Consider the following 22,880-nt stretch of genomic DNA (forward strand, 5'->3'; position numbering starts at 1 on the left):
TCATGGCCCAGTCGAAGAACACAGAACCCGAGGCGGAAGAGTCCGGACTGAGCAGGCTCCGGGGAGAGCTGTCCGGCTTCCTCGGCGCGCAGGCGGGGAAGTTCGCCGAGAAGGCGGGAGACAAGCTGACCGGCGTCACGAACCGGCTGACCGACGTCGCGGAGAACGGCGGATCCCTGCCCAAGATCGGCTCACGCGTCCTTCAGGGCGATTCGCCGGTGAAGGCGTTCGTCTCGGAAAAGGCCAAGGGCGTCAAGGACAGTGTCGTGGACAAGGCCAAAGAGACCTTCGGCGGTGGAAAGCGCAAGCGCAAGTCGGGCGGCGGCAAGCTCATGAACATCATCGAGGTACTCGATGTGGGAGTACCTCTGCGTACCGCTTACGACCACTGGACCCAGTACGACCAGTTCAGCGGTTTCACCAAGGGCGTTCAGGACGTCTCGATGGAAGACGAGGCGACCAGCAACTGGAAGGTCAAGATCGGACCGTCCTCGCGCAGCTTCAAGGCGACGGTCCAGGAGCAGGTGCCCGACGACCGCATCGTGTGGACGTCGGAAGGCGCCAAGGGCACCACGCGTGGTGCGGTGAGCTTCCACGAGCTGGCTCCGTCCCTCACCCGCATCGTCCTGGTCCTCGAGTACTACCCCTCCGGGTTCTTCGAGAAGACGGGCAACCTCTGGCGTGCTCAAGGGCGCCGCGTACGTCTGGACTTCAAGCACTTCCAGCGGTACGTCACGCTCACCAACGATGAACCCGAAGCCTGGCGTGGCGAGATCCGCGACGGAGAAGTCGTCAAGTCCCACGAAGAGGCCATGGAGGAGGAAGAAAGAGAAGAGGGCCAGGACGGCTGGGAGGACGAGGAGGAAGAGGGCGAGGAAGAGGACGGCGAGGCCGCGGACGATCGACTGACGGGCGAGGACGAGGAAGAAGACGAGGAGGAGTACGAAGACGAAGAGGAGCCCGGCCCGGAGGACGAGGAGGAGGAGGAGGAGGGCGAGGAAGAAGAGGAGGGTGAGGAAGAGGAGGAGCAGCCCGCCGAGCGGCGCTCCCGGAGGGCTCGTCGTGACTGACCTCGACTTCCGGCACGACGTGGACCACCCCGTCCCCGGGCCCCCGAACACCAACCTCGCCGACATCCTCGAGCGCGTCCTCGACAAGGGCATCGTGATCGCCGGCGACATCAAGATCGACCTTCTCGACATCGAGTTGCTGACCATCCGGCTGCGTCTCTTCGTGGCCTCCGTGGACACCGCGAAGAAGGCCGGCATCGACTGGTGGGAGACCGACCCGGCGCTCAGCTCCCGCGCGGCACGAAGCGCTCTGCGGGAGGAGAACCGCGAACTGCGCGCCCGCCTGGAGGCGCTCGAATCCGGGCCCCGGGAAACGTCGTCGGCCGGTCGATGAGTCAGGGAGGAAGGAAGGCATGACGGAGCACAGCCCCACGGCTTCGGACACGACCGCCCTCTACGTGTACGCGGTCTGCCGCGCCGAGGGAAGTCCGGCGCTCGACGGGGTGTCCGGGGTCGCCCGGGACGCACCCCTGCGGACGCTTCCCCTCGGTTCTCTCACCGCGATCGTGCAGACCGTGCGGGCGGCCGAGTTCACGGACGAGGCCTGGCAGGAGCGTCTGACGGACGAGCCCGAACTCGAACGGTACGCGCGGGCCCACCACGAGGTCGTGTCGGCGGTCGCCGCCCAGGCGCCCACGGTGCCCTTGCCCCTGGCGACGCTGTACAACGCGGAGGACAGGGCCGAGTTCGTGCTGGGCAACGAGTCGGCGCGCTTCCACGCCGCCCTGGAACGCATCGCGCACCATGCCGAATGGGGTGTGAAGGTCTACGCGACCGGCTCTCCCGGCGATGTCGGCGGCGGGGCGGCGCAGCGGCCCAGCACGCCGAGTACGCCAGGCGATCGGGGGCGTCCGGCTCCGGGAGCGGGGCGGGCGTATCTGGAGCGCAAACGGAACCTGCAGGCGCGGCACGAGCAGCAGCGGGAGGAGTCCCTGCGCGTCGCCGAGACCGTGGACACGCGGGTGTGCCGCATCGCCAAGGCGTCCCGCCGGCTCCGGCCGCACGGCCCGGGAACGGCCGGCGACCACCGTGTCCAGGTCCTGAACGCCACCTACCTGGTCGCCGAGCACCGGTCGGCCGAACTGGAGCTGTTGGTGAAGGACTTGCGGGAGAGCACCGACGCCGGGATCGAACTCTCGGGCCCGTGGGTGCCCTACTCCTTCGTGGGCGAGGTGTGAGGGGTGACGCACGACGTGGTTCCGTGGGACGGTCCGGGCCCCTTGAGCGGCCCCATCGGGGTGCCGTTGGTCGATCTCCTGGACCGGGTCCTGGCGACCGGGGTCGTCGTCAGTGGGGACCTGGTCATCGCGATCGCCGATGTCCCGCTCGTGCGGGTGTCGTTGCACGCCCTGCTGTCCTCGGTCAGCGAACGCGTGCCCGCCCCCTGGGCCGACAGCGGGCCGCTGTGACGGCCTCACGGGTCGACCTGGACTCCGAGCAGATGGGGCGCGACCTGGTCGCCCTGGTGCTCACCGTGGTGGAGCTCCTGCGCCAGCTGATGGAACGGCAAGCGCTGCGGCGCATCGACCAGGGCGACCTCACCGACGGCCAGATCGACGAGATCGGCACCACGCTCATGCTGCTCGACCAGCGCATGACGGAACTCTGTGAGCAGCACGGCGTACGTCCGGAGGATCTCAACCTCGATCTGGGGCCGCTCGGCACCCTGCTGCCCCGGACCTGACCGGACCTGAGGGCCGGACCTGACCTGACCGGACCGGAAGGGGCGACGAGGTGGAGCCCGGTGCCTCCGCCGGTCACTCACCCGAATGGCGGAGGACCGGTTCCCGGAGCACAGTGGAGTGAGGGCGCGAGACAGCGGATGCCGGTGGATGGCATCCGCCGGATCCGGCCCGCCCCTCCCCGACAGCTCTGTGCGAGGAACTCATGACGACGAACGACAGTCTGAGCGGCACTGCTCTGGGCACGGGCGGCACCGCGGGTGAAACCCCTGGGACGACCGTCATCGCGAACACCGTGGTCTCCACGATCGCGGGCATAGCCGTGCGCGAGACCGAGGGGATCCACTCCCTCGGCGGGGGCGCCTCGCGAGCTCTGGGAGCGGTCAAGGACAGGGTGTCCCGCTCCACCGACCCCAGTCGTGGGGTGAAGGTGGAGGTGGGCGAGAAGCAGACCGCCATCGACGTCGACGTCGTGGTGGAGTACGGCATCGAGATCCTGGAGGCCGCGAGGGAGGTCCGCTCCCGGGTCACGGACGCCGTCGAGACGATGACCGGACTGGAGGTCGTCGAGATCAACATCAAGGTGATCGACGTCCACGTCCCGGGAACGGACGAGGGCGACGAGGGAACGGAGCGCGCTTCCTCGGGTTCCCGCGTCCAATGAGGCGGGTCTCCCGCCCCGCTCCCGCACCCCTGCCTGCGGGAAACCGCTGACGGACGCGGTCGACGCCTCCGGGACGGCTCAGTCGGCGGAGGGTGGGGCCGGGGCGGTGGGACACGGGGAGGTGGTCGGGGAAGGGGCGGGCTCGGGGGACGGGGATCCGGACTCCGGGGAGCAGTCGTCCGGTTCGGTGGGTGAAGGGCCCGGGTCCGTGGGGTCCGGGGAGGGCGACGGGTCCTCGGTGGGGGACTCCTCGGGCGGTGTGGAGGGGGTCTCGCTCGTCGGGGGCTCCGTCGGGGAGGAGGGGCCCGGCGACGGGGACGGGGAGGTGGTGGGCGACGGGGACGAGGAGGGGGGCCGTGTGGGAGTGGCGGGGGTGGTGGGGTCCGGGCCGATGATGATGCCGTCGTCGTTCTCGTTCCCGGTGTCGGCGGGCTCGGTGGCCGGGGTGTCGCTACCCGCGCCGGGGCTCTTCGGGATGACGCCCTCGCCGTCGGGGACGGTGTGGATCCCCCGGCTGTAGAACTCCAGCCAGTACCTGACCAGTCTCAGGTAGGCGCGCGAGTGGTTGTAGCTGAGGATCGCCCGGTCCAGGTCCGCGGCCCGGCCCAGGTTCCGGTCGCCCGCGCACAGGTAGTGCCCGGCCGCCAGGGCCGCGTCGAAGATGTTGTTCGGGTCGGCGCGGCCGTCACCGTTGCCGTCCGTGCCCCAGCGGGCCCAGGTGGACGGCAGGAACTGCATCGGTCCCACCGCACGGTCGTAGACCGTGTCACCGTCGTGGACGCCCCCGTCCGTGTCCCGGATCAGGGCGAAACCCCGGCCATCGAGCGGCGGTCCGGTGATGCGGCCCAGCGTGGTGCCGTTCCGGTCGACCGCTCCGCCGCGCGCCTGGCCGGACTCGACCTTGCCGATCGCCGCGAGCAGCTCCCAGGGCAGTCGGCAGCCGGGGTCCGTCCTGCCCACGGAGGTCCCGGCCGCACGGTAGGCGCGCAGCACGGTGGCCGGGATGCCGGACTGGGAGCGGAGTTCGCGGACGAGCGCCGGGGCCGCCGACCCGACGTCCGGCACCTTCAGGGGCGGGATCTCGGTGTGGTAGGAACCGTCGCCCGGAGGCGCGGACTCGGCGTACGGGATGCCTGCCGCCGTCGGTCTGCCGCCGTCGGTCGAGGGGGCGGCGTGGGCGTCCTTCGCGTCCCGGGCGGGACCGGGTGCCTGGGAGGCGGTGAGGGCTGCCACGGCCGTCACCGCGAGGGCGGTCGTCCGCAGTCTCCTGCGGGCCCGGCCGGGACGCCGACGTCGTGCGCGTGCGCGGTGTCGTGCGCGGGGTAAGGACATGGCGGTCACTCCTGTCGGGTGCGGGGCGTACGGGCGGTGCCGTGCGTACGGTCGGTCACGCGGTCGGTCGTGCGGTCGGCTCTCAGCGGCCGAAGGTGTCGATGGCGGAGACGAGCCAGCGTCCGTCGCGGTGGACGACGTCCACCGCGAGCAGGGCTCCGGCGTACACGCCCTCGTCCTGCCGCTGCTCCTGCTCGCCCTTCGCGGCCTTCCCGTCCTTGTTCGCGGTGGGCTCGGTTCCGGCGGTGCCGACACTGCTCTGGTCGGCGTAGACGAGGACCCGGGCCCGGTCGCCGTCGATGCGTTCGACGGCGCTCTCGGTGACCGTCGTGGTGATCAGCGCCTTCTGCTCGTCGGCCCGTTCGCGGACGTCGGCGAGCAGGGTGTCGTGCCGGCCGACGGCCTTCTCGGTGAGCAGGTCCTTCGCGGCCTCGTCCAGGGCGCCGGGGTCGGTGTGGTCGTACGAGAAGAGCGCCTCTACGGCCTGGGACGTCTGCCCCTTGATCTCGCTGGTGCGGGCGAGGTCGGTCAGGGCGGTGTTGCTCCGCGCGGGGTCGTCCCGGAGTGCCTCGGCCCGCGCGTGGGCCCAGCCCGCGAAGCCGCCGAGGAGCAGGGTCAGGGCGCAGAGGACCGCGAGGGTCGTGGCCGGGCGGCGCGGACTGCGGCGGGCCCGGGTGGTCCTGTGGTCGTCCGCCCCGGGCGCCTTCCGGGTCGCCCCGGACGCCTTCCCGGCCGTGCCTGGTGCCTTCCGGGTCGTCGTCCCGTCCGTGGCCGGCTCGGCCGGAGGGGGGAGGACGGCCGCGTCGCCCGTGCCGGACCGGCTCTCGGTGCCCGGCCGGGTCCCGGTGGAGGCGGCGGGGCGGGTCTCGCGGGCCTGCCGGCGGCGCTGGCGGTTGATGTGGTGGCGGGTCGTCGACATCGTGCGGGTGTCCTCCTCGGTGCGGCGGCCGGCGCTGTACGGACGGGGCCGGATCAGCCGGCCGAGGTGCCGCCCACGGGTGCCTGGCCCAGGGCGCTCAGCTTCCAGCGGCCCTCGGTCCGGGTGAGTTCGCCGAGCATGCGGCTGTCCTTGTCGGTCTTCGCGCCGTCGGCCGCCTCGACGGTGACACGCAGGGCGATCAGCACCCGGGCGCGTCCGGCGCGGTCGTCGATCTCGGTGACGGCGCCCGACAGCACCCGGGCCGTGGTGACCGTCTTGGCCGCTTTCACCTGTTCGGCGAACTCCGTGCGACCGGAGGCCAGTTGCTCGTGCAGTTCCCCGGTCGTCGAGGATTCCCACAGGTCGAGGCCCTGGTCCAGGTTCCGGTGGTCGAGCGTGTTGAGGTTCCGCACGGCCTGCTCCCCGGCGGCGAGCGCCTCGTCCCGTTGCTCGGCGTACGCGGCCCGGTCGTCGTGGGCCGCGCGGTACCAGTCCTGTCCCGCCCACGCCGCGAAGCCGCCCGCCGTGAGGGTGAGGGCGAGCAGCACGGCCGGCAGCGGCCGGGCACGGGTGCCGGCGAGGGCGCGGACCGCGCGTCTCATGGGGTGCTCCACTCTCCCGCGCACGGTCAGCGGGCCTTGATGTCGGTGATCCGCCACTGGTCGTTCACGAGCCGTGCCGTGACGGTGAGTTGGGCTGCCGCGGTGGTGGCCGTGTCCTTGCCGCGGTGGGAGGTCTGGTCGAGGAAGACCAGCAGACGTGCTTTCTCGTCGTCGAGTTCGATCACTCCGGCGCGGGCGACCCGGGTGCTCAGGGTGACGCGCTGCTCGGTGAGGTCGTCGCGGACCTGGTCGAAGAGGGCCTGGTACTGGCGGGCGGCGCGGCCGCTGAGGACGGTGCGTGCGGAGCGTTCGGCGGCCGCGGTGCCGTCCGGTGTGTAGGAGAAGGCCCGCGCGAGGGCATGGCCGACCTCACCGGCGACACGGGTGGTGGCCTCGGTGTCGGTGAGCGCCTGGTTCCGGGCGGGCGGGGCCGATCGCAGTTGGTGGGCGCCGTGGAAGAAGCCGCAGCCGGCGCCGAGGAGCAGCGCGGCGGATCCGGCGAGGGCGGCCCGCCGAAGGCGTTCGGCGGGGAGGTGACGGGAGTGGACGTCGCGCGTAGTGTCTTCCGGCTCCGGGACGGCATCCGGCCGCCCAGCTTCCGTGGCGGGTTGTGTGTCCGTCGCGTCTGTCGCGTCTGTCGCGTCTGTCACGTCCGGCACGTCTGTCACGTCCGGCACGTCCGGCATGTCCGGCACGGAGGTTTTGTCGGGCTCCGGCCGTCTGCCCCTGCGCAGCAGCCGGGTCGGCATCGGGGTCCGCTTCATCGGCCGCTGCCCTCCTTCTCCTCGGAGGTCTCTCCCGCGTCCCGGACCGTCTTCTCCCCCGTGACCGGCACCGCGCTCAATGCCCTCACCTTCCACTCCCCCTCGTCCGTGCGGGCCAGAACCGCCTCCAGCCGTTTGCGGCCGGTGGTCGGCTGCTTCGTCCCGGCGGGCGTGACCTCGACCCGGACGGTGGTGATGAGCTTGGCCGTGCCGGTGCGTGGGTCGAGCGCGGTGACGGCGGCCTCGGTGACCGTGCCGCGCGCCGAGGCGCCCGCCTTGGCCTCGGTGCCGCCCAGTTCCTCGCGCAGGGGCCCGGTGGAGGCGGCGCGCCAGGATGCGATGCCCTTCTCGGCCCGCTGCCGGGTGGAGGCGTCGAGTGTGGTGAGTACGGCGACGCCCTCGCGTCCGTCGGCGAGCGCCCGGTCGCGTTCCCGGCCGTAGGCGAGCGCGTCGTCGGTGCGTGCCTGCGCGTAGGTCCACGCGCCGGCGCCGCAGAAGCCGAGCGCCAGGGCGAGCCCCACGCCGGTGAGGATGCGGATCCGCTTCATCGGGTGCTCCCGGTGCTCGGGGTGAGCAGGCCCGTCATGTCCTCGGGCGCCTCGCCGTCCTGGCCGGGCAGGGCGAGGGCGCCGGGGAGCGCGGTCGCACCGGTCGTCCTCGCCCCGCCGCCGCTCCCGCCGCCGGTGCCGCTGCTGCCTGAGGGCAGGGTGCCGGGCTTGGCCGGTTCGGGTACCGGGCCGCCCTTCGGGGCGTTCGCCGAGCCGCGCACGTTGACCCCGTCCGCGGCGGAGGCGGTGCAGGCCGCGCCGGTGTTGAGGGCGGGCGTGGTGCCGAGGTCGAGCCCGTTGCGGTAGCGGGTGGCGCCGTATCCGGCGGTGCAGGGAAGGGGGTTGAAGAAGGTGACGGCCATGCCGAAGTTCAGCTTTCCTCCGTCGACGGCGGTGGCGCCGGCGGCGACGGCCGCCGGGAACTTCACCAGGAACTCCTCCGTGCCGCGCTGCCGGGTGACGGCGATCTCGGAGGTGGTGAGCAGGTTGGCTAGGACGACGCCGAGACTCGGATCGAGGTCCCGCAGGACGCCGCTGACCTGGGTGGCGGCGTCGGGGGCGACGGTCAGCAGGCGGCGCAGGTCGGCGTCGGATCCCTTGAGGGCGCGGGCCAGTTCCTCCGCTCCGGTGGCGAAGTCGCGGATGGCCTGCGCCTCTTCGGCCTGGGTGCGCAGGACGGTCTCGCCGTCGGTGAGGAGCCGGGTGGTGGACGGCAGGTTGCGGTCGGCGGCCTCCACGAAGCCGCTCCCGCTCTCGAGCAGGACCTCGAGGTCGTCGCCGTGGCCCTCGAAGGCCTTGCCGAACTCGTCCACGACCGTGCGCAGGTCTTCGAGCGGTACGGAGTCGGCGAGGGCGTTCACGCCGGTGAGGACGTCGGTGACGGGGGCGGGCACCTGGGTGTCGGTCTCTTCGATGCGGGTGCCCTCGGCGAGGTAGGGGCCGCCGTCGCTCTCGGGCCTCAGGTCGATGTACTGCTCGCCCACGGCGGAGAGTCCGGCGACCACCGCACGGGTGTCGGCGGGAATGCGCGGGGCGGACTTCTTGATGCGGAGTTCGGCGACGACGCCGTCGGCGGTGAGGCCGATCGGGCCGACCCGTCCCACGGAGACGCCCCGGTAGGTGACGTCGGAGTGGGTGAACAGGCCGCCGGTGCGCGGGAGCAGCACGTCGACGGTGTAGTGGTCGGCGACGCCGAGGTACCGGCCGAGGTCGGCGTAGCGGATGCCGAGGAACGAGAGGGCGAGGACGGCGACGAGGAGGAAGGCGAGGTTCTTCAGGCGTACGGCGAGGGTGATCAACCGGGTTCACCTCCCCGCGTGGCCGCCGGGTCCGCCGGCGGCCCGGCGGCGGTGGCGGTGGCGGTGGCGGAAGCCGTGGCGGGGACGGAGGGCAGGGGCAGCGGCGAGGAGTGCTCCGGTGCGGGCTGCCGCGACGACGTTCCCGGTGACGGAGTGGATTCCGCTCCCCGGCCGGACTCCTCTCCCCCACCGGCCTTCCTGGAGGACGGTCCCTCCCCGGCCGCCGCCGGTCCGCCGTCCGCCGGGGCGGAGGGGGAGGGGGAGGCCGTGCCCTGCGGCACCAGGGGCGGGATCACCTGGGTACCGGGGGCGGCGGTCATGTTCAGGTACACGTTGAGGTAGTCGCCCTTCACTCCCCGCAGCACCTCGTCGGTGAACGGGTACGTCAGCAGTACCTGGAGCGAGTCGGGCAGGTCCGTGCCCGCGTCCGCGAGCGCCTTCAGGGTCGGCGCGATGGCCTTGAGGTCGGCGATCATGTCGTCCTTGCTCGCGTCGATGGTGGAGACGGCGACGCCGGAGAGGGTGTCGAGGGAGCGCAGCATGGTCAGCAGGGAGCCGCGTTGCTTCTCGAGCGTCTTCAGTCCGGGCGAGAGGTCGGTGAGGACGGTGCCGACGTCGTCCTTGCGGGTGGCGAGGGTCGCGGAGAGCCGGTTGGCGGCGTCGAGGGCGTCGGTGATGTCGCCCCGGTTGTCGTCGAGGTCGGTCACCAGGGTGTTGACCCGCTTCAGTACGGAGCGGACCTCGGGTTCACGGCCGCCGAGCGCCGCGTTGAGCTCCCGGGTGATGGTCTTGAGCTGGTTGACGCCGCCGCCGTTGAGGAGCAGGGACAGCGCGCCGAACACCTCCTCGACCTCGGTGTCGCGACTGGTGCGGGAGACCGGGATGACCCCTCCGTCCTCCAGCCTGCCGGTGCCGGTGCCGGTGCCGGTGCCGGCCGTGCTGCCGGACTCCCGGGCGGGCGCGACGAGTTGGACGTACTTCTCGCCCAGCAGGCTGGACTGTTCGAGCCGGGCGGTGGCGTCGGCGGGCAGCCGTACCTCGCCGTTGATCCTCATGGTGACGCGGGCCGACCACTCGTCGTGGCCGAGTTCGATGGCGGTGACCCGGCCGACGGCGACGTCGTTGACCTTCACCGCGGACTGCGGGACCAGGCTGAGTACGTCGTGGAGTTCCGCGGTGACGGTGTAGGGGTGGTCGCCGAGGTCGGCGCCGCCGGGCAGCGGCAGGTCCTCGATGCCGTCGAAGCTCGGGAGGCCGGTGGTGGCCGCGCCGAGGGCCAGGGCGAAGCCGAGACCGAGGGCGATCAGCCCGCCCAGGGTGAGGCCGGCCGCGCCGCCCGTGGTGAGCACGCCGCGCTTGATCCCGTCGGCTCCCGCGCCGGCGCGCCGTGCGCCGTGCTTCCTCGCTCCCTTCACCGCTCCTCCTTTCCGGAGGCCGCGGACCCGCCGTCGTTCCCGGCCCCGCTGCCGCCCGTCGCCCCGCTGCCGCTCGTGGACGAGCCGCCCGCCGCGGGCAGGGGCAGCAGCGGTCCGCCCATGCTGATCTCGTTGAGGTCGGCGCGGCCGTCGAGGGTGCGGGTGTCGGGGTTGTAGGCGCTCACGAGGTTGCCCGCGGCCAGCGGTGCCACGTCCAGCGCCTCGGCGAGGGAGGCCCGCTGCTCGACGAGGGTCCGGGTGAGGGGGACGAGCCGGTCGACGTTCTTCTTCAGCTCGCCCCGGTTGTCCTCGATGAAGGTCTTGACCTGGCCGAGGGCGGTGCCGAGTTCCTCGAGCGCGCCGGTGAGGTCGCCCTTGTTGTCGGCGAAGAAGGTGACGACCTCGTCCAGGCGTTCCTGAGCGGTCCGTACGTCGGTGTCCTTGTCCTTCAGCATGGTGGTGAAGGTCTGGAGGCGGCTGAGCGTGCGGAACAGGTCGCCGCTGCTGCCGTCGAGGGTCTTGGCCGCCTTGCCGAACTCCTCGATGCTCGTGCCGATGGTCTCGCCGTTGCCGTCGAGGTTGGCGGCGCCGGTCGTCAGCAGGTCGGACAGCGCGCCGGTGGAGTTGGCGCCGTCCGGGCCGAGGGCCTCGGAGAGTTCGGTGAGCGATGCGTAGAGCTGGTCGATCTCGACGGGGGTGCGGTTGCGGGAGGCGGGCAGTACGGCGCCTTCGGCGAGGGCGGGCCCCGAGCTGTGGGCGGGGGTCAGCTGCACGTAGCGGTCGGCGACGACGCTCGGGGCGACGACGACGGCCCTCGCCCCCTCGGGAACCTTCACGCCCTCGTCCAGGAGGAGGCCGACGCGCACCGTGGTGCCCCGCGGCCGCACCGACTCCACCTCGCCGGCCCGCACGCCGAGGATGCGCAGGTCGGACCCGGCGTAGATGCCGACGGCGCGGTCGAAGTAGGCGGTGATGCGGGTGCCTTCGGAGTCGAGGACCCTCACGGCGGTCAGGCCTCCGGCGGCGAGCACCGCGAGGGCGAGCACGCCGGTGAGGACTCTTCTGCGTCTGCTCATCGTTCACCGTTCCCCTGGGCCGCCGTCTGTTTCGGCGGCAGGCATCCGGCCTCGGGCAAGGACGTCTCGGGCAGGTAGGCGCGGGGGACGACACCGCACAGGTAGCTGTCGAACCAGCGGCCGTTGCCCAGGGTGTTGCCGACGAGGCGGTAGTACGGTCCGGCCAGGGCGAGGGTCTTGCCGAGCTGGGCGCTGTTCTTCTCCAGGACGCCGGTGACCCGGCCGAGGGCCTTGAGGGTGGGGCCGAGCTGCTTCTCGTTGTCCTCGACGAGGCCGCTGAGTTCGGTGCCGAGCTTTCTGCTTCCCTTGAGGAGGGCGCGGATGGCGTCGCGGCGGTCCTGGAGTTCGCCGAGCAGGGTTCCGCCGTCCTCCAGCAGGGTCTCGAAGCCGGACTGCTTGTTCTGCAGGGTCTTGGTGAACGTGGCGCTGCCCTTGAGGAGTTCGGAGAGTTCCGCGTCCCGCTCGGAGACGGACTTCGACAGCGCGGACAGACCGCCGGCGGCTTTCCTCACGTGGGGCGGGGAGTCCTCGAAGGTGTCGGAGAGGGTCTCGAAGCTCTCCGCGAGTTTTCGGGTGTCGATGGCGTCGACGGTGCCGCTGAGATCCTGGAACGCCTGCGTCACGTCGTAGGGGGAGGTGGTGCGGGACAGCGGGATGCGGCTGCCGGGCTCCTGCCGGGCGGAGCCGAGCGGGTCGAGTGCCAGGTACTTGTCGCCGAGGAGGGTCTTGATGGCGATGGCGGCGGTCGTCCGGTCACCGAGCCAGGCGTCCTCGACCTCGAAGGTGACCTTCACCTTGGCGCCGTCGAGCCCGACGCCGGTGACCCGGCCGGCCTTGACGCCGGCGATGCGCACCTCGTCGCCCTCGTCGAGGCCGGCCGCCTCGGAGAAGTCGGCGCTGTAGGAGGTGCCGCCGCCGAGCGGCAGCCGGTCCACGTGGTAGGCGAGGGCGGCGAGCAGGGCGAGGGCGAGGAGCCCGACGACGGCCACGGCGACGGGGTCGCGTTCCTTGACCGGTCTGATGCGCGGGCGCCGGGGCCCGGAAACCGTCCGCTCGGCCTTCTCCGCCTCCTCGCTCCTGCCTGCCCCGTCGCTCCCGCCGCGTCGCATGAAGGGCCTCATCCCCGGCACCTCGATTCGGTGATCGCGATGCCGGTCGGCGGCTTCGAGCCGTCGGAGGTGCCCACTCCGCTCACGCGGGCCTCGCAGAGGTAGAGGTTGAACCACGATCCGTAGGAGGAGAGGCGGGCCAGGGCGGTCATCTTGGCAGGGGTCCGGTCGAGGAAGTCCTCGATCTGCGGGGTGTGTTCGCCCAGGCCCGTCGAGAGCCGGCCCAGTTCGCGGATGTCCTGCTTGAGGGGCGCGCGTCCGTCCTCGAGGAGGTCGGCGGTGACGGTGGTGAGGTCTCCCATGGCCTCGACCGCCTCGCCGAGGGGTTTGCGGTCCTCGTTGAAGCCGGTGACGAGGTCCTGCAGGGTGTCGACGAGGTCGTCGAATCCGGCCTCGCGGTCGTTGAGGGTCTTCAGGACGGTGCCGAGGTTGTCGACGACCTGGCCGATCACCTTGTCCTTGGCGGCGACGGTGGTGCTGAGCGAGCCGATGTGGCGGATCAGGCTGTCGACGGTGGCGCCCTCGCCCTGGAGCACCTGCACGATCGATCCGGCGAGTTCGTTGACGTCCTTCGGGGACAGTCCTTCGAACAGCGGCTTGAACCCGTTGAAGAGGAGGGTCAGGTCGAGGGCGGGCGCGGTGCGGTCGAGCGGGATGGTGGCGCCCTGGTCGAGGGTGCCGGTGAGGTCGCCGCTGCCGCGGTCGAGGGCGACGTAGCGCTGGCCGACCATGTTGAGGTACTTCACGGCGGCGGTGGTCGACCGGGGCAGCCGGCGGTCGTCGCGGACGGTGAAGGTGACCTGCGCGGTGCGTCGCCGCACGACGCGCACATCGGTCACCTCGCCGACCTTCACCCCGGAGATCCGCACGCTGTCGCCGTCGACGAGCCCGGTGACGTCGGTGAACAGGGCCTTGTAGCTGTGGGTGTCGGAGCCCACGCCGGTGTCGGCGACGCTGAGACCGAGCACGGTCGTGGCGATGCCGGTGACCAGGACGAAGACGAGGGACTTGAGCAGCGTCCCGGTCAGCGGGCGGCGTCGGGTGTGCGCGTCATCCCGGGGAGTCATCCGAGGGTCACCTCCGTGCCGCGGTAGACGGGCCCGACGAGCAGGCTGCTCCAGTCGGGCAGGTCCGCGGGTCTCTGACCGGCGGCGGGCGCGAGCAGTTCGTTGACGAGGGCGTTCTCCTGCGGGGAGTTGGCGGGGCCGAGGTCCTCGTCCGCCCCGGCGGACGCCCGGGCGGCGGGTGCGGCGGACACGCCGAGGTAGGGCACCGGGTGGCAGCGGGGGCCGCCGCCGGAGTCGTAGGCCGGGGTGTCGCGGCCGGGGACGTAGGCGCCGCGCGAGGGGACGGTGGTGACGTCGACGTGGATGCCGGGCCGGTCGGTGCCCTTGCCGAGCACCTTGTCCATGGCGGGCACGAACTCGGCGAGGGTGCGCAGGGTGCAGGGGAAGGAGGGGGCGTACTCGGCGAGCAGTTCCAGGGTGGGCCTGCCGGTGGCGCTCAGGCGGATGATCGTGTCCTCGTTCTTGCGCAGGAAGGCCGTCATGTCCTCGGCCGTCCGGGTGGTGGCGCCGAGGGTGCCGGCGAGGTCGGCCTCCTGTGCGGCGAGGGTGCCGCTGGTGGTGGTGAAGTCGGTGAGCGCCGTGATGATGTCGGGTGCGGCGTCCGCGTAGACATGGCTGACCTTCACGAGCTGTCTGAGGTCCCGGTTGAGCGTGGGCAGGTGGGGGTTGAACTTCCGCAGGTGGTCGTCGAGGACGCCGAGCGTGTCGCCGAGCCGGTCGCCGCGTCCCTCCAGGGCCTGCGAGACGGCCGACAGGGTGGCGGAGAGCTTCTGCGGCTGGACCGCGGTGAGCATCGGCAGGACGTTGTCGAGGACCTGCTGGAGTTCGACGGCGTTCTCGGAGCGGTCCTGGGGGATGACGGCTCCGGCGGCCAGCGGCCGGGGCGAGGGGTTCCGGGACGGTACGAGGGCCACGAACCGTTCGCCGAACAGGGTGGTCGGCAGCATCTGGGCGCGGACGTCGTCCGGTACCCGCTCCAGGGTGCCGGGCTTCATGGCGAGGGTGAGCCGGGCGCCGTCGCCGTGGGCGTCGATGGAGCGGACCTCGCCGACGACGACCCCGCGCAGTTTGACCTCGGCGCCCGGGTGCATCTCGTTGCCAACGCTGCCGGTCTCGACGACCACCGGGTCGGACGCGGTGAACCGCTTGTCGTAGACGGCGACGGCCAGCCAGATCAGCAGGGCGGGCACCAGCAGGAACGCCACCCCGGCGCACCGGCGGCCCAGTGTGACGCCTCGTCGTCCGCTCATGTCACCCCGCTACCTTCACGGTCGTGGTCGCGCCCCACAGGGCGAGCGACAGGAAGAAGTCGGTGACGCTGATCAGCACGATGGCGTTGCGCACGGACCGGCCGACGGCGACGCCGACCCCGGCGGGGCCGCCCGTGGCGCGGTAGCCGTAGTAGCAGTGGGCCAGGATCACCATCACGCTGAAGATCAGCACTTTCAGCACGGAGAGCAGGACGTCCGTGGGCGAGAGGAAGAGGTTGAAGTAGTGGTCGTAGGTGCCCCGGGACTGGCCGTTGAACAGGACGGTCACGTAGCGGGACGCCACGTAGGAGGAGAGCAGCCCGATCGCGTAGAGCGGGACGATGGCGACGACGCCGGCGATGATGCGGGTGGTGACCAGGTAGGGCTTGGAGCGGATGCCCATGCCCTCGAGGGCATCGATCTCCTCGTTGATGCGCATGGCGCCGAGCTGGGCGGTGAAGCCGGCGCCGACGGTCGCGGAGAGGGCGAGTCCGGCGACGAGCGGGGCGATCTCGCGGGTGTTGAAGTAGGCGGAGACGAATCCGGTGAACGCGGCCGTGCCGATCTGGTCGAGGGCCGCGTAGCCCTGGAGTCCGACGACGGTTCCGGTGAAGAGCGTCATCGCGATCATCACGCCGACGGTGCCGCCGACGACGCCGAGGCCCCCGGTGCCGAAGGCCACCTCGGCGAGGAGGCGCTGCACCTCCCTGAGGTAGCGGTGCAGGGTGCGCGGGATCCACAGCAGGGCCCGTGCGTAGAACAGCAGTTGGTCGCCGGTGCGGTCGAGCAGGGCGAGCGGGGAGGCCATCGCGCTCAGCCTCCCTTCGGCGGGACGATCTGGAGGTGGACGGCCGTCATCACCATGTTGACGAAGAAGAGCAGCAGGAAGGTGATGACGACGGACTGGTTGACGGCGTCGCCGACGCCCTTGGGGCCGCCGCGCGGGTTGAGGCCCCGGTAGGCGGCGACGATGCCCGCGATGAACCCGAAGACCAGCGCCTTGAGTTCGCTGACGTACAGGTCGGACAGCTGGGCGAGGGCGGAGAAGCTGGACAGGTAGGCGCCGGGGGTGCCGCCCTGCAGGACGACGTTGAAGAAGAAGCCGCCGAGGGTGCCGACGACGGAGACCAGGCCATTGAGCAGGACCGCCACGCCCATGGTGGCCAGCACCCGGGGCACGACCAGGCGTTGCACGGGCGAGACGCCCATGACCTCCATGGCGTCGAGTTCCTCGCGGATCCTGCGGGAGCCGAGGTCGGCGCAGATGGCGGAGCCGCCGGCGCCGGCGATGAGCAGGGCGACGATGAGCGGGCTCGCCTGCTGGACGACGGCCAGGACGCTGGCGCCTCCGGTGAACGACTGGGCTCCCAGCTGCTGGGTCAGGGAGCCGACCTGGAGGGCGATGACGGCGCCGAAGGGGATCGAGACGAGTGCGGCGGGCAGGATGGTGACGCCCGCGATGAACCAGAACTGCTCGACGAACTCGCGGAACTGGAAGGGTCTTCGGAAGAGGGCGCGGCTCACTTCGGCGGCGAGCGCGAAGAGCCGGCCGGTCTGCCGCAGCGCACCGGTGATCATGCGCCGCTCCCGGTGGCGGGCATCGGCAGCGTGGGAGCCTGGGCGCTGTGCGCGTAGGTCTCCCGGATGGCGGAGCGCGCGGCGGGCGGCAACCGGTCGAGCATGCCCATGACTCGTTCGCGCCGTCGGGCGACGGCCCGGCGCGGCGGGAGGCCGGGCGACGGCTCCAGTTGCGGCACGATCCTCCGGGGCCGGGCGTCGTCGGCGACGGCCGTACCCGCCTCGGCGGCGAGGGTGGCCGCGTCCTTCTCCTCGGACATCCCGATGGGGCCCTCGCGCCGGCCGCCGAGGAACTGGGCCACGACCGGCTCCTCGCTGGTGAGCAGCACCTCGCGCGGGCCGAAGGTGACCAGCTCGCGCCGGAAGAGCATCCCCATGTTGTCGGGCACGGTGGCGGCGATGTCGAGGTTGTGGGTGACGATCAGCATCGTCGCGTCGATCTGCGCGTTCAGGTCGATCAGCAGCTGGGAGAGGTAGGCGGTGCGGACCGGGTCGAGCCCGGAGTCCGGTTCGTCGCAGAGGACGATCTGCGGGTCCAGCACGAGCGCGCGGGCCAGGCCGGCCCGCTTGCGCATGCCGCCGCTGATCTCTCCCGGAAGCTTGCCCTCCGCGCCCAGCAGTCCGACGATCTCGATCCGCTCCATGACGACGCGGCGGATCTCGGACTCCTTCTTGCGGGTGTGCTCGCGCAGCGGGAAGGCGATGTTGTCGAAGAGGGACATCGACCCGAAGAGGGCGCCGTCCTGAAACATGAGACCGAAAAGTTTCCGGGTCTCGTAGATATCCCTTTCGGGACTGTTCACCATGTCCACCCCGTTGATGAGGACACGGCCCTGCTCGGGTTTGAGCAGCCCTATGAGCGACTTCAGGAAAACGGTCTTCCCGGTGCCGGACGGTCCCAGCATCACGCTCACCTCTCCGGCGGGAAGGGTGAGTGTCACGTCCCGCCAGATGCTCTGCTTACCGAAGGACTTGGTCAGGCCCTCGACCACCACTTCGATTCCCATATCACCTCCAGCGGACGCAGGTCGGATGTGCACCGCGGGGCGCACGTTAGGTCGGTGCGGAGCGCAATGACAACGGGCGCGGTGCCGGATTCCCGTCCCCTTTCCGGAACTTGTCACCGCGCAGACAACCGGCCGGCCGCACTTGTCTCCGGGGAGACAGGGGCGGGGTCTCGCGGCTCCGGGGGTGCGGATCCGCGAGACCCCGCCTACGGACGTCCGGGCCCGGCGGGAGGGTGAGGCCGGAAAGCATCCGTCGTGGCTCCGGCCGACGGGGGCCACCGACCTGGAGCCGAGCACCGCATCGGCACGTTACGGTCCAGTAACCTCGGCGGGCAATACCGGGATCCGAGTTTTCCGGGATACTCGCTTCAGCCAACCGGAACCTGTCAGGGCGCAGATAAAAAACGTCCCGGAAATTGTCACCGGATGAGCAGGGCGGATCGACGGCGAGCGGCGAACGGCGAGACCCCGAACCACCGGACACGATGTCGACATTGATATTCGATGACTAAGACGACCTGCGGACCACTCACCCAGGAAACAGATGGTTCGACTTTTGAAAGAATCATGAACGGCGGCATTGTTCGGCCAAGTTTCCCGCAAGTAACGTCATTTCTCGCGGACAGGGAACACCGAGCCGCGGGCCGCACGGCCTTCCCTCGACCGACCGGCCACGGCCCCCTCTGCCGGTCAATCCACAAGGAGTCCTGACGTCATGAAGAAGAACACGAGAAGGTTCGCAGTCGTGGCGGGTGCGGCCGCGGCCGCCTTCGGCCTCACCGTCGCGCCCGCCTCGGCGGTGCCCTCCACGGTGTGGACCGTCACCCCGGCGGGCAGCTACACGGCGACGAACAGCGGCAACATCGTGCTGACCGCCACCATCCCGATGACGTGCACCACCTCGGGCGCGTCGGGCACCGTGGCGAGCGCCACGGGCAACCCGGCGACGGTCGCCGCCATCAACGCCATCAACTTCGGCACCGCCGCCTCGCCGTGCACCAGCGTCCTGGGCAACGTCACCACCGTGGCGGTCACCCCCTGGACCGTCGTCGCCCAGGACTACACCGCCGCGACCGGCGTCACCAAGGGCTACGTCGGCAACGTCACGGCCAACGTGACCGCCGGCGCCTGCAAGTTCACGGTGACGGGCAAGGCCTCGGCCACCTACACCAACTCCACCGGCGTCCTGGCCGTCAACAGCGTCTCCGGTGACCTGGCCGTCAGCTCCAGCCCCGCCCCCGTCAACTGCGGCTCGGTGGTCACGACCACCACCAAGCCCACCTTCAAGGGCAACTACGCCATCAAGGCGTCGAACGGCTCCATTCCGAAGATCGTCGGCTCCAACCCGTAAGGCCACCTTCGCTCGTGAACGCCCGGCCGGCCGTCCCGGCCGGGCGTTCGCGGGCCGTCCGCGCCGGATTTTGCCGGAGTCGGCTTCCGAACCCCTCGAGCGGAGCTGTATGAGAGGCCACCGTGCCGCCGCGTCGCGGCCGTCCCGCGTCCGCGCCAGGAGCGCGGCGATCGCCGCGTTCGTCGTGCTCGCCGCCATGGTCCCGGCCGTGGCCTCCGCCGCGGGCACCCAGGAGGTCGACGCCGAACTCCCCTACGTCTGCACGCTCCCGTCCGGACGGCAGCCCGCCGAGGTACGGGTCTCGGCGGCCTTCCCGGACCGGATGGAGGCCGGCGAGGCGATCTCGCCCACCGACGTCACCACCACCGTGGAACTGCCGGCGGAGGCGGTCGCGGACCTCACCGCGCTCAAGGCCACCACCGCGCAGGCCGCCACCCGCCTCACCCTCGGCGTCGCCCAGAACGAGTCCGCCGCCGAGGCGACCTGGCGCGGCACCGCGGAGCCGGTCGCCCTTCCCAAATCCGGACCGTTGACGCTGACCGCGACGGGTGACGTCCCGTCGGTGACCGGGCGGAGCGACGGCGATCTGACGTTCTCCGCCGGGAATCTCGCCGTCGACCTGGCGCTCGGCACCGCGGACGGGGCCGCCACCGACCCCAGTTCGCTGACCGTCGACTGCTCCCCCGCCGAAGACACTCCGGAGAAGGGGCTGCTGGCCACCGTTCAGGTCGGTACGGAGACGGCCGAGCCGAGCGGCTCGCCGTCCTCGTCCGGCTCCTCCCCCGGGACACCGGACCCCTCCTCCGGGACACCGGACGCACCGGAGGACCGACAGGGGGACCGCGCGCCGAAGGCGGCGGAGAACCCGCCCGGCGCCGCCGCGGACCGCGACGCGCCGCCCTGCCTCTACGACGACGAGCACCCGCCCACACCGGCGTCACTGAACGCCTACGTCACGGGCTACACCGACGTGAAGAAGCTGGACGCCGCCTCGCTCCTGCCGCCGTCCTGCATGCTGATCGAGCAGGGGAACCCCGTGGACGGCCCTCCCGACCCGGACCACCTCGTCTTCGACACCGTGTCGTCCGCCGACTTCCACTACGAGGGACGCAAGGAGACGCCTCCCTTCGAGAGCACCTTCCTGGCTTTCGGCTTCACTCCCGTGAAGGCCACCATGGTGCTGAAGCAGACGGGCCCCGTCACCATCCACTCGCGCATCACGATGCGCCTGTCCGACTTCAGAACGACCACGGACACCTACGTCCGGGCTCTCCTGACCCTCCAGGTGACCGACCTCGAGGTCAACGGAACCCCTCTGGACGTCGGCGCCGGCTGCAGGACCGAGAAGTCCCTCACCTCCCTCGAGCCGGACCCCTCGAACCACCCCGGCGACCACCTGGTGCTGTACGGCAGGGGCGAGCAGGACCTCGGCATGCCGGCCACCGGCTACCTGCTCCTCTCCGGCGGTGTCCTGTCCGGTGAGGCGACCGTCCCGGCCTTCACCGGCTGCGGCGCCGGCGGCGAGAACCTCGACCGCCTCCTCACCGCCTCCGTCTCCGGCCCCGGCAACCAGATCAAGCAGGTCCAGGGACAGACCTGCAGCATCGCCAATCCGGTGTTCGGGGACGAGTTCAACGCACCCCAGTGCACCAGTGACCTGCAACCGCACGTGATCCCCGTCCCCGAACGCTGAGCCGCGCCCCCTCCCGTCACCCTCCCTCCTCCACGGAAGGCCCCACCATGCCCCGGTTCTCCACCCGCACCAGACTCGCGACCGTCTCCGCGCTGACCGCGCTCGGCGCCCTCGCCTCCCTGGGCACCGCCACCGCCGCCGACCCCGCGCTGAACGGCGAGTGGGCCCCCTTCACCCGCTGCCCCGTGGACTCCGCGCCGATGCTGGCCGCCGACGGACTCGCCAAGACCCCGCAGTGCGTGGTCTCCACCTCCGCCGGCGGCTCCATCAAGCTGGGCAAGACCACCGTGGTCACGGGGAAGACCGATCTCCAGATCGGCGTCATGCAGAACGCGGACGGCACCAGCAGCGTGGTCGCCCCGCCCTCCGGCGCGCTCGTCGCCGACCCCGCCACCGTCCCCGGCGGCCTGCTCGGCCTGATGTGCCCGAGCGACGTTCCGGTGATCACGGCCATCTGCCGGACGCTCGACGACTCCGGCCTCAACAGGATCACCGCCACCATGGAGTCCGTCGGCGCGCCCTACGCCTTCGACCAGACCGCGGGCATCCTCACGGACCTGCCGATCGTCGCCCTCCCGGTCCGCATCCACCTGGAGAACCCCCTCCTGGGCGGCAAGTGCTACATCGGAACGGCCTCGAACCCCATCGTGCTGCGCCCGAAGAACCTCAACTACCCCGAGTTCGGGATGAGCTTCTTCCAGGGCGACGGCACCCCCGACGAGGCCGGTGAGATGAGCCGGATCAACCTCACCGGCGCCACCCAGAACGACAGCGCCTTCGCGGTCCCCGCGGCCACCGGCTGCGGTCTGAACGTCGGCCTGATCAACGCCGCGGTCAACGCGAAGACCGGGCTGCCCTCCGCCGCCGGGAACAACAGCCTCACCCTCGACAACACCCGGACCCACCTCACCGGCCTCAACGCGCCCGGCACCGTCGCCCCCGACGCCGGCAGGGTACTCGCAAAGAACTGGCACTCCGCCGTCAAGTAACAGCCACGAAAGGGCGGTTCCCGGCCGTCCCACTGGACGGCCGGTGCCCCCGTACGTCACTTCTGCTCAAAGCGTGTACAAGGCAACCGCGTTGATTTAGCTTCAGCGTGCCAGAACGGCGTGACCCCATGGACCCGGCCGGACGTCATCCGCCCTCCGGCGGAACGGCGCCCGGCCGGTCGCCCCGCCGGACACATCTGAGAGCAAAGGGTGACTCATGCCCTCGATCACACGGTCACCGGAGGCCGGGGAACCGCTCGGCCCCCTCCCCAGACAGTTCGCGGCCTTCATCCGGCCGGAACTGCCGGGGCTGCTGAACGAGATACGGGCGGAGGTCACCCGCGCCTACCCGGTGTACGGCCGGCTGTTCGACGGCCCCGACGGGGACGCGATCCGCCAGGGTGTGGAACATACGCTGGCCGCCTTCGTGGACCGGGTGGCCAACCCCGGCCAGAGCTCGGAACCGCGGGACGAACTGCTGCGCAGGTTCGGCCGGGTGGAGGCCTACGAGGGCCGTGACCTGGAGACCCTGCAGGGCGCCTACCGGCTCGGCGCCCGCATCGCGCTGCGCCGCGCCAAGACGGTGGGACGCCAGCACAACCTCTCCCCCGCCCTCGTCCTCGCCTTCGCGGACGCCCTCTTCGCGTACGTCGAGGAGCTGGAGGCGGTCACCCGCGAGGGGTACGCAGAGGTGCGGGAGCGGAGCGCGTCCGAGGTGTCCGCGTTACGAAGACAGTTATTGCACCTGATCCTGGCCGCGCCGCCGCTGCCCCGGGCGACCGTCTCCGAACTGTGCGAGGCCGCCGCCTGGGAACTGCCCCGGGAGTGCACCCTCGTCGCCCTCCGTCCCCCGGTGCCCCACCACATCCAGGCGGGTCTCGACGACGACGTCCTCGCCGACCTCGACATCCCGCAGCCGTATCTGCTCCTCCCCGGGGACCTCACCCCGCAGCGCCTCACCATGCTCGGCACGGCCCTGGCCGGCACCCGCGCCGCGGTGGGCCTGACCGTGCCGCTCGCGCAGACCGCCGACTCCGTGCGCTGGGCCCGCCGGGTGCTCCAGCTCGTCGACGACGGTGTCGTGCCCGACGCCCCGCTGATCCCCTGCGCGGACCATCTGACGACCTTGTGGCTGTTGTCCGATCCCGCCCTCGTCGACCACCTCGCCGCCCGCGAACTGGCGCCCCTGGGCGGGCTGTCCCCCAGTCGGCGCGACCGGCTCGTCGAGACCCTCCGGGTCCACGTCTCCACCCGGGCGCCCGCCGAGCAGGTCGGCGAGATGCTGGGCGTCCACGCCCAGACCGTCCGCTACCGCCTGCGGAACCTGGACGGCTACCTGGGCGACAGCCTCAGCGACCCCGACCACCGCTTCGCCCTCGAAGCGGCCCTGCGCGCCCTCCACCTGCGCGGCCGCGCCGGCCAGGAGTGACTCCCCGCGGCCGGCCCTCTCCCCACCGTGCGGTGCG

24 protein-coding genes are annotated in these 22,880 nt (G+C 71.5%); 10 read left to right on the top strand and 14 right to left on the bottom strand.

What is annotated here, in order from left to right; genetic code table 11:
* The first annotated feature begins 2 nt into the window (after positions 1 to 2).
* From OHB56_RS13735 to OHB56_RS13760, 6 genes are all read left to right on the top strand, one after another.
* Positions 3 to 1,070 carry an SRPBCC family protein gene (locus OHB56_RS13735; RefSeq protein ID WP_406353515.1) on the top strand — a complete coding sequence of 356 codons (1,068 nt, stop codon included), beginning with the start codon at positions 3 to 5 and terminating at the stop codon, positions 1,068 to 1,070.
* The gene (locus tag OHB56_RS13740) at positions 1,063 to 1,404 is read left to right on the top strand and encodes a gas vesicle protein (protein ID WP_406353517.1); all 342 of its coding nucleotides are present in this window, start codon (positions 1,063 to 1,065) and stop codon (positions 1,402 to 1,404) included. The genes OHB56_RS13735 and OHB56_RS13740 overlap by 8 nt, the downstream gene beginning before the upstream one ends.
* 19 nt (positions 1,405 to 1,423) lie before the next feature.
* Entirely contained in the window at positions 1,424 to 2,248 is an 825-nt protein-coding gene (locus OHB56_RS13745) for a GvpL/GvpF family gas vesicle protein (RefSeq protein ID WP_406353518.1), read from the top strand.
* A gap of 3 nt (positions 2,249 to 2,251) precedes the next feature.
* The gene (locus OHB56_RS13750; RefSeq protein WP_055594173.1) at positions 2,252 to 2,479 is read left to right on the top strand and encodes a gas vesicle protein; all 228 of its coding nucleotides are present in this window, start codon (positions 2,252 to 2,254) and stop codon (positions 2,477 to 2,479) included.
* Positions 2,476 to 2,754, top strand: a complete 279-nt coding sequence (locus tag OHB56_RS13755) for a gas vesicle protein K (protein WP_055594174.1) — start codon at positions 2,476 to 2,478, stop codon at positions 2,752 to 2,754. The genes OHB56_RS13750 and OHB56_RS13755 overlap by 4 nt, the downstream gene beginning before the upstream one ends.
* 203 nt (positions 2,755 to 2,957) lie before the next feature.
* Complete coding sequence (locus tag OHB56_RS13760) at positions 2,958 to 3,416, top strand: Asp23/Gls24 family envelope stress response protein (protein WP_326752541.1); 459 nt, start codon at positions 2,958 to 2,960, stop codon at positions 3,414 to 3,416.
* Positions 3,417 to 3,494: 78 nt separating this feature from the next.
* On the opposite strand, the gene OHB56_RS13765 is transcribed toward OHB56_RS13760, so the two are convergent.
* From OHB56_RS13765 to OHB56_RS13830, 14 genes are all read right to left on the bottom strand, one after another.
* Positions 3,495 to 4,748 (bottom strand): lytic transglycosylase domain-containing protein, encoded by a 1,254-nt coding sequence (locus OHB56_RS13765; protein ID WP_406353521.1) that lies wholly within the window; start codon positions 4,746 to 4,748, stop codon positions 3,495 to 3,497.
* A gap of 82 nt (positions 4,749 to 4,830) precedes the next feature.
* The gene (locus OHB56_RS13770; RefSeq protein WP_406353523.1) at positions 4,831 to 5,667 is read right to left on the bottom strand and encodes a hypothetical protein; all 837 of its coding nucleotides are present in this window, start codon (positions 5,665 to 5,667) and stop codon (positions 4,831 to 4,833) included.
* 53 nt (positions 5,668 to 5,720) lie between these two features.
* Positions 5,721 to 6,269 carry a nuclear transport factor 2 family protein gene (locus tag OHB56_RS13775; RefSeq protein WP_406353525.1) on the bottom strand — a complete coding sequence of 183 codons (549 nt, stop codon included), beginning with the start codon at positions 6,267 to 6,269 and terminating at the stop codon, positions 5,721 to 5,723.
* A 26-nt stretch (positions 6,270 to 6,295) separates the two neighbouring features.
* A complete protein-coding gene (locus OHB56_RS13780; RefSeq protein ID WP_406353527.1) occupies positions 6,296 to 7,033 on the bottom strand; it encodes a hypothetical protein in 738 nt (245 codons plus the stop codon).
* A complete protein-coding gene (locus tag OHB56_RS13785) occupies positions 7,030 to 7,581 on the bottom strand; it encodes a hypothetical protein (RefSeq protein ID WP_406353529.1) in 552 nt (183 codons plus the stop codon). Before OHB56_RS13785 ends, OHB56_RS13780 begins: the two co-directional genes overlap by 4 nt.
* Positions 7,578 to 8,879 carry an MlaD family protein gene (locus OHB56_RS13790; RefSeq protein WP_326752546.1) on the bottom strand — a complete coding sequence of 434 codons (1,302 nt, stop codon included), beginning with the start codon at positions 8,877 to 8,879 and terminating at the stop codon, positions 7,578 to 7,580. The genes OHB56_RS13785 and OHB56_RS13790 overlap by 4 nt, the downstream gene beginning before the upstream one ends.
* The gene (locus OHB56_RS13795) at positions 8,876 to 10,240 is read right to left on the bottom strand and encodes an MCE family protein (RefSeq protein WP_406359049.1); all 1,365 of its coding nucleotides are present in this window, start codon (positions 10,238 to 10,240) and stop codon (positions 8,876 to 8,878) included. The genes OHB56_RS13790 and OHB56_RS13795 overlap by 4 nt, the downstream gene beginning before the upstream one ends.
* 50 nt (positions 10,241 to 10,290) lie before the next feature.
* The gene (locus OHB56_RS13800) at positions 10,291 to 11,370 is read right to left on the bottom strand and encodes an MCE family protein (RefSeq protein WP_406353530.1); all 1,080 of its coding nucleotides are present in this window, start codon (positions 11,368 to 11,370) and stop codon (positions 10,291 to 10,293) included.
* Positions 11,367 to 12,491 (bottom strand): MCE family protein, encoded by a 1,125-nt coding sequence (locus tag OHB56_RS13805; protein ID WP_406353531.1) that lies wholly within the window; start codon positions 12,489 to 12,491, stop codon positions 11,367 to 11,369. Before OHB56_RS13805 ends, OHB56_RS13800 begins: the two co-directional genes overlap by 4 nt.
* On the bottom strand, positions 12,488 to 13,546 hold the full coding sequence (locus tag OHB56_RS13810; protein ID WP_326752549.1) for an MCE family protein: 1,059 nt from the start codon (positions 13,544 to 13,546) through the stop codon (positions 12,488 to 12,490). Before OHB56_RS13810 ends, OHB56_RS13805 begins: the two co-directional genes overlap by 4 nt.
* On the bottom strand, positions 13,543 to 14,796 hold the full coding sequence (locus OHB56_RS13815; RefSeq protein WP_406353532.1) for an MCE family protein: 1,254 nt from the start codon (positions 14,794 to 14,796) through the stop codon (positions 13,543 to 13,545). The genes OHB56_RS13810 and OHB56_RS13815 overlap by 4 nt, the downstream gene beginning before the upstream one ends.
* A gap of 1 nt (position 14,797) precedes the next feature.
* Complete coding sequence (locus OHB56_RS13820; protein WP_055597687.1) at positions 14,798 to 15,604, bottom strand: ABC transporter permease; 807 nt, start codon at positions 15,602 to 15,604, stop codon at positions 14,798 to 14,800.
* A gap of 5 nt (positions 15,605 to 15,609) precedes the next feature.
* Positions 15,610 to 16,374 (bottom strand): ABC transporter permease, encoded by a 765-nt coding sequence (locus OHB56_RS13825; protein WP_326752551.1) that lies wholly within the window; start codon positions 16,372 to 16,374, stop codon positions 15,610 to 15,612.
* Positions 16,371 to 17,381, bottom strand: a complete 1,011-nt coding sequence (locus OHB56_RS13830; protein WP_326752552.1) for an ATP-binding cassette domain-containing protein — start codon at positions 17,379 to 17,381, stop codon at positions 16,371 to 16,373. The genes OHB56_RS13825 and OHB56_RS13830 overlap by 4 nt, the downstream gene beginning before the upstream one ends.
* A 715-nt stretch (positions 17,382 to 18,096) precedes the next feature.
* On the opposite strand from OHB56_RS13830, the gene OHB56_RS13835 reads away from it, so the two are divergent.
* From OHB56_RS13835 to OHB56_RS13850, 4 genes are all read left to right on the top strand, one after another.
* A complete protein-coding gene (locus OHB56_RS13835; RefSeq protein WP_326752553.1) occupies positions 18,097 to 18,732 on the top strand; it encodes a hypothetical protein in 636 nt (211 codons plus the stop codon).
* A 109-nt stretch (positions 18,733 to 18,841) separates the two neighbouring features.
* Positions 18,842 to 20,425, top strand: coding sequence for a DUF6801 domain-containing protein (locus tag OHB56_RS13840; protein WP_406353535.1), 1,584 nt, complete (start codon positions 18,842 to 18,844; stop codon positions 20,423 to 20,425).
* Between the two features lie 47 nt (positions 20,426 to 20,472).
* The gene (locus OHB56_RS13845) at positions 20,473 to 21,414 is read left to right on the top strand and encodes a hypothetical protein (RefSeq protein ID WP_406353537.1); all 942 of its coding nucleotides are present in this window, start codon (positions 20,473 to 20,475) and stop codon (positions 21,412 to 21,414) included.
* Positions 21,415 to 21,631: 217 nt separating this feature from the next.
* Positions 21,632 to 22,843, top strand: coding sequence for a helix-turn-helix domain-containing protein (locus OHB56_RS13850; RefSeq protein WP_326752556.1), 1,212 nt, complete (start codon positions 21,632 to 21,634; stop codon positions 22,841 to 22,843).
* The last annotated feature ends 37 nt before the right edge of the window (positions 22,844 to 22,880 follow it).

The organism is Streptomyces sp. NBC_01635 (assembly GCF_045209715.1).
GTDB lineage: Bacteria > Actinomycetota > Actinomycetes > Streptomycetales > Streptomycetaceae > Streptomyces > Streptomyces hirsutus.

What these genes read in the sequence shown, in the direction of transcription:
- OHB56_RS13765 (WP_406353521.1), bottom strand. Translation starts at nt 4,748, where the DNA reads ATGTCCTTACCCCGCGCACGACACCGCGCACGCGCACGACGTCGGCGT.
- OHB56_RS13815 (WP_406353532.1), bottom strand. Translation starts at nt 14,796, where the DNA reads ATGAGCGGACGACGAGGCGTCACACTGGGCCGCCGGTGCGCCGGGGTG.
- OHB56_RS13830 (WP_326752552.1), bottom strand. Translation starts at nt 17,381, where the DNA reads ATGGGAATCGAAGTGGTGGTCGAGGGCCTGACCAAGTCCTTCGGTAAG.
- OHB56_RS13850 (WP_326752556.1), top strand. Translation starts at nt 21,632, where the DNA reads ATGCCCTCGATCACACGGTCACCGGAGGCCGGGGAACCGCTCGGCCCC.
- OHB56_RS13745 (WP_406353518.1), top strand. Translation starts at nt 1,424, where the DNA reads ATGACGGAGCACAGCCCCACGGCTTCGGACACGACCGCCCTCTACGTG.
- OHB56_RS13770 (WP_406353523.1), bottom strand. Translation starts at nt 5,667, where the DNA reads ATGTCGACGACCCGCCACCACATCAACCGCCAGCGCCGCCGGCAGGCC.
- OHB56_RS13835 (WP_326752553.1), top strand. Translation starts at nt 18,097, where the DNA reads ATGAAGAAGAACACGAGAAGGTTCGCAGTCGTGGCGGGTGCGGCCGCG.
- OHB56_RS13840 (WP_406353535.1), top strand. Translation starts at nt 18,842, where the DNA reads ATGAGAGGCCACCGTGCCGCCGCGTCGCGGCCGTCCCGCGTCCGCGCC.
- OHB56_RS13825 (WP_326752551.1), bottom strand. Translation starts at nt 16,374, where the DNA reads ATGATCACCGGTGCGCTGCGGCAGACCGGCCGGCTCTTCGCGCTCGCC.
- OHB56_RS13760 (WP_326752541.1), top strand. Translation starts at nt 2,958, where the DNA reads ATGACGACGAACGACAGTCTGAGCGGCACTGCTCTGGGCACGGGCGGC.
- OHB56_RS13775 (WP_406353525.1), bottom strand. Translation starts at nt 6,269, where the DNA reads ATGAGACGCGCGGTCCGCGCCCTCGCCGGCACCCGTGCCCGGCCGCTG.
- OHB56_RS13810 (WP_326752549.1), bottom strand. Translation starts at nt 13,546, where the DNA reads ATGACTCCCCGGGATGACGCGCACACCCGACGCCGCCCGCTGACCGGG.
- OHB56_RS13805 (WP_406353531.1), bottom strand. Translation starts at nt 12,491, where the DNA reads ATGAGGCCCTTCATGCGACGCGGCGGGAGCGACGGGGCAGGCAGGAGC.
- OHB56_RS13780 (WP_406353527.1), bottom strand. Translation starts at nt 7,033, where the DNA reads ATGAAGCGGACCCCGATGCCGACCCGGCTGCTGCGCAGGGGCAGACGG.
- OHB56_RS13845 (WP_406353537.1), top strand. Translation starts at nt 20,473, where the DNA reads ATGCCCCGGTTCTCCACCCGCACCAGACTCGCGACCGTCTCCGCGCTG.
- OHB56_RS13735 (WP_406353515.1), top strand. Translation starts at nt 3, where the DNA reads ATGGCCCAGTCGAAGAACACAGAACCCGAGGCGGAAGAGTCCGGACTG.
- OHB56_RS13820 (WP_055597687.1), bottom strand. Translation starts at nt 15,604, where the DNA reads ATGGCCTCCCCGCTCGCCCTGCTCGACCGCACCGGCGACCAACTGCTG.
- OHB56_RS13785 (WP_406353529.1), bottom strand. Translation starts at nt 7,581, where the DNA reads ATGAAGCGGATCCGCATCCTCACCGGCGTGGGGCTCGCCCTGGCGCTC.
- OHB56_RS13800 (WP_406353530.1), bottom strand. Translation starts at nt 11,370, where the DNA reads ATGAGCAGACGCAGAAGAGTCCTCACCGGCGTGCTCGCCCTCGCGGTG.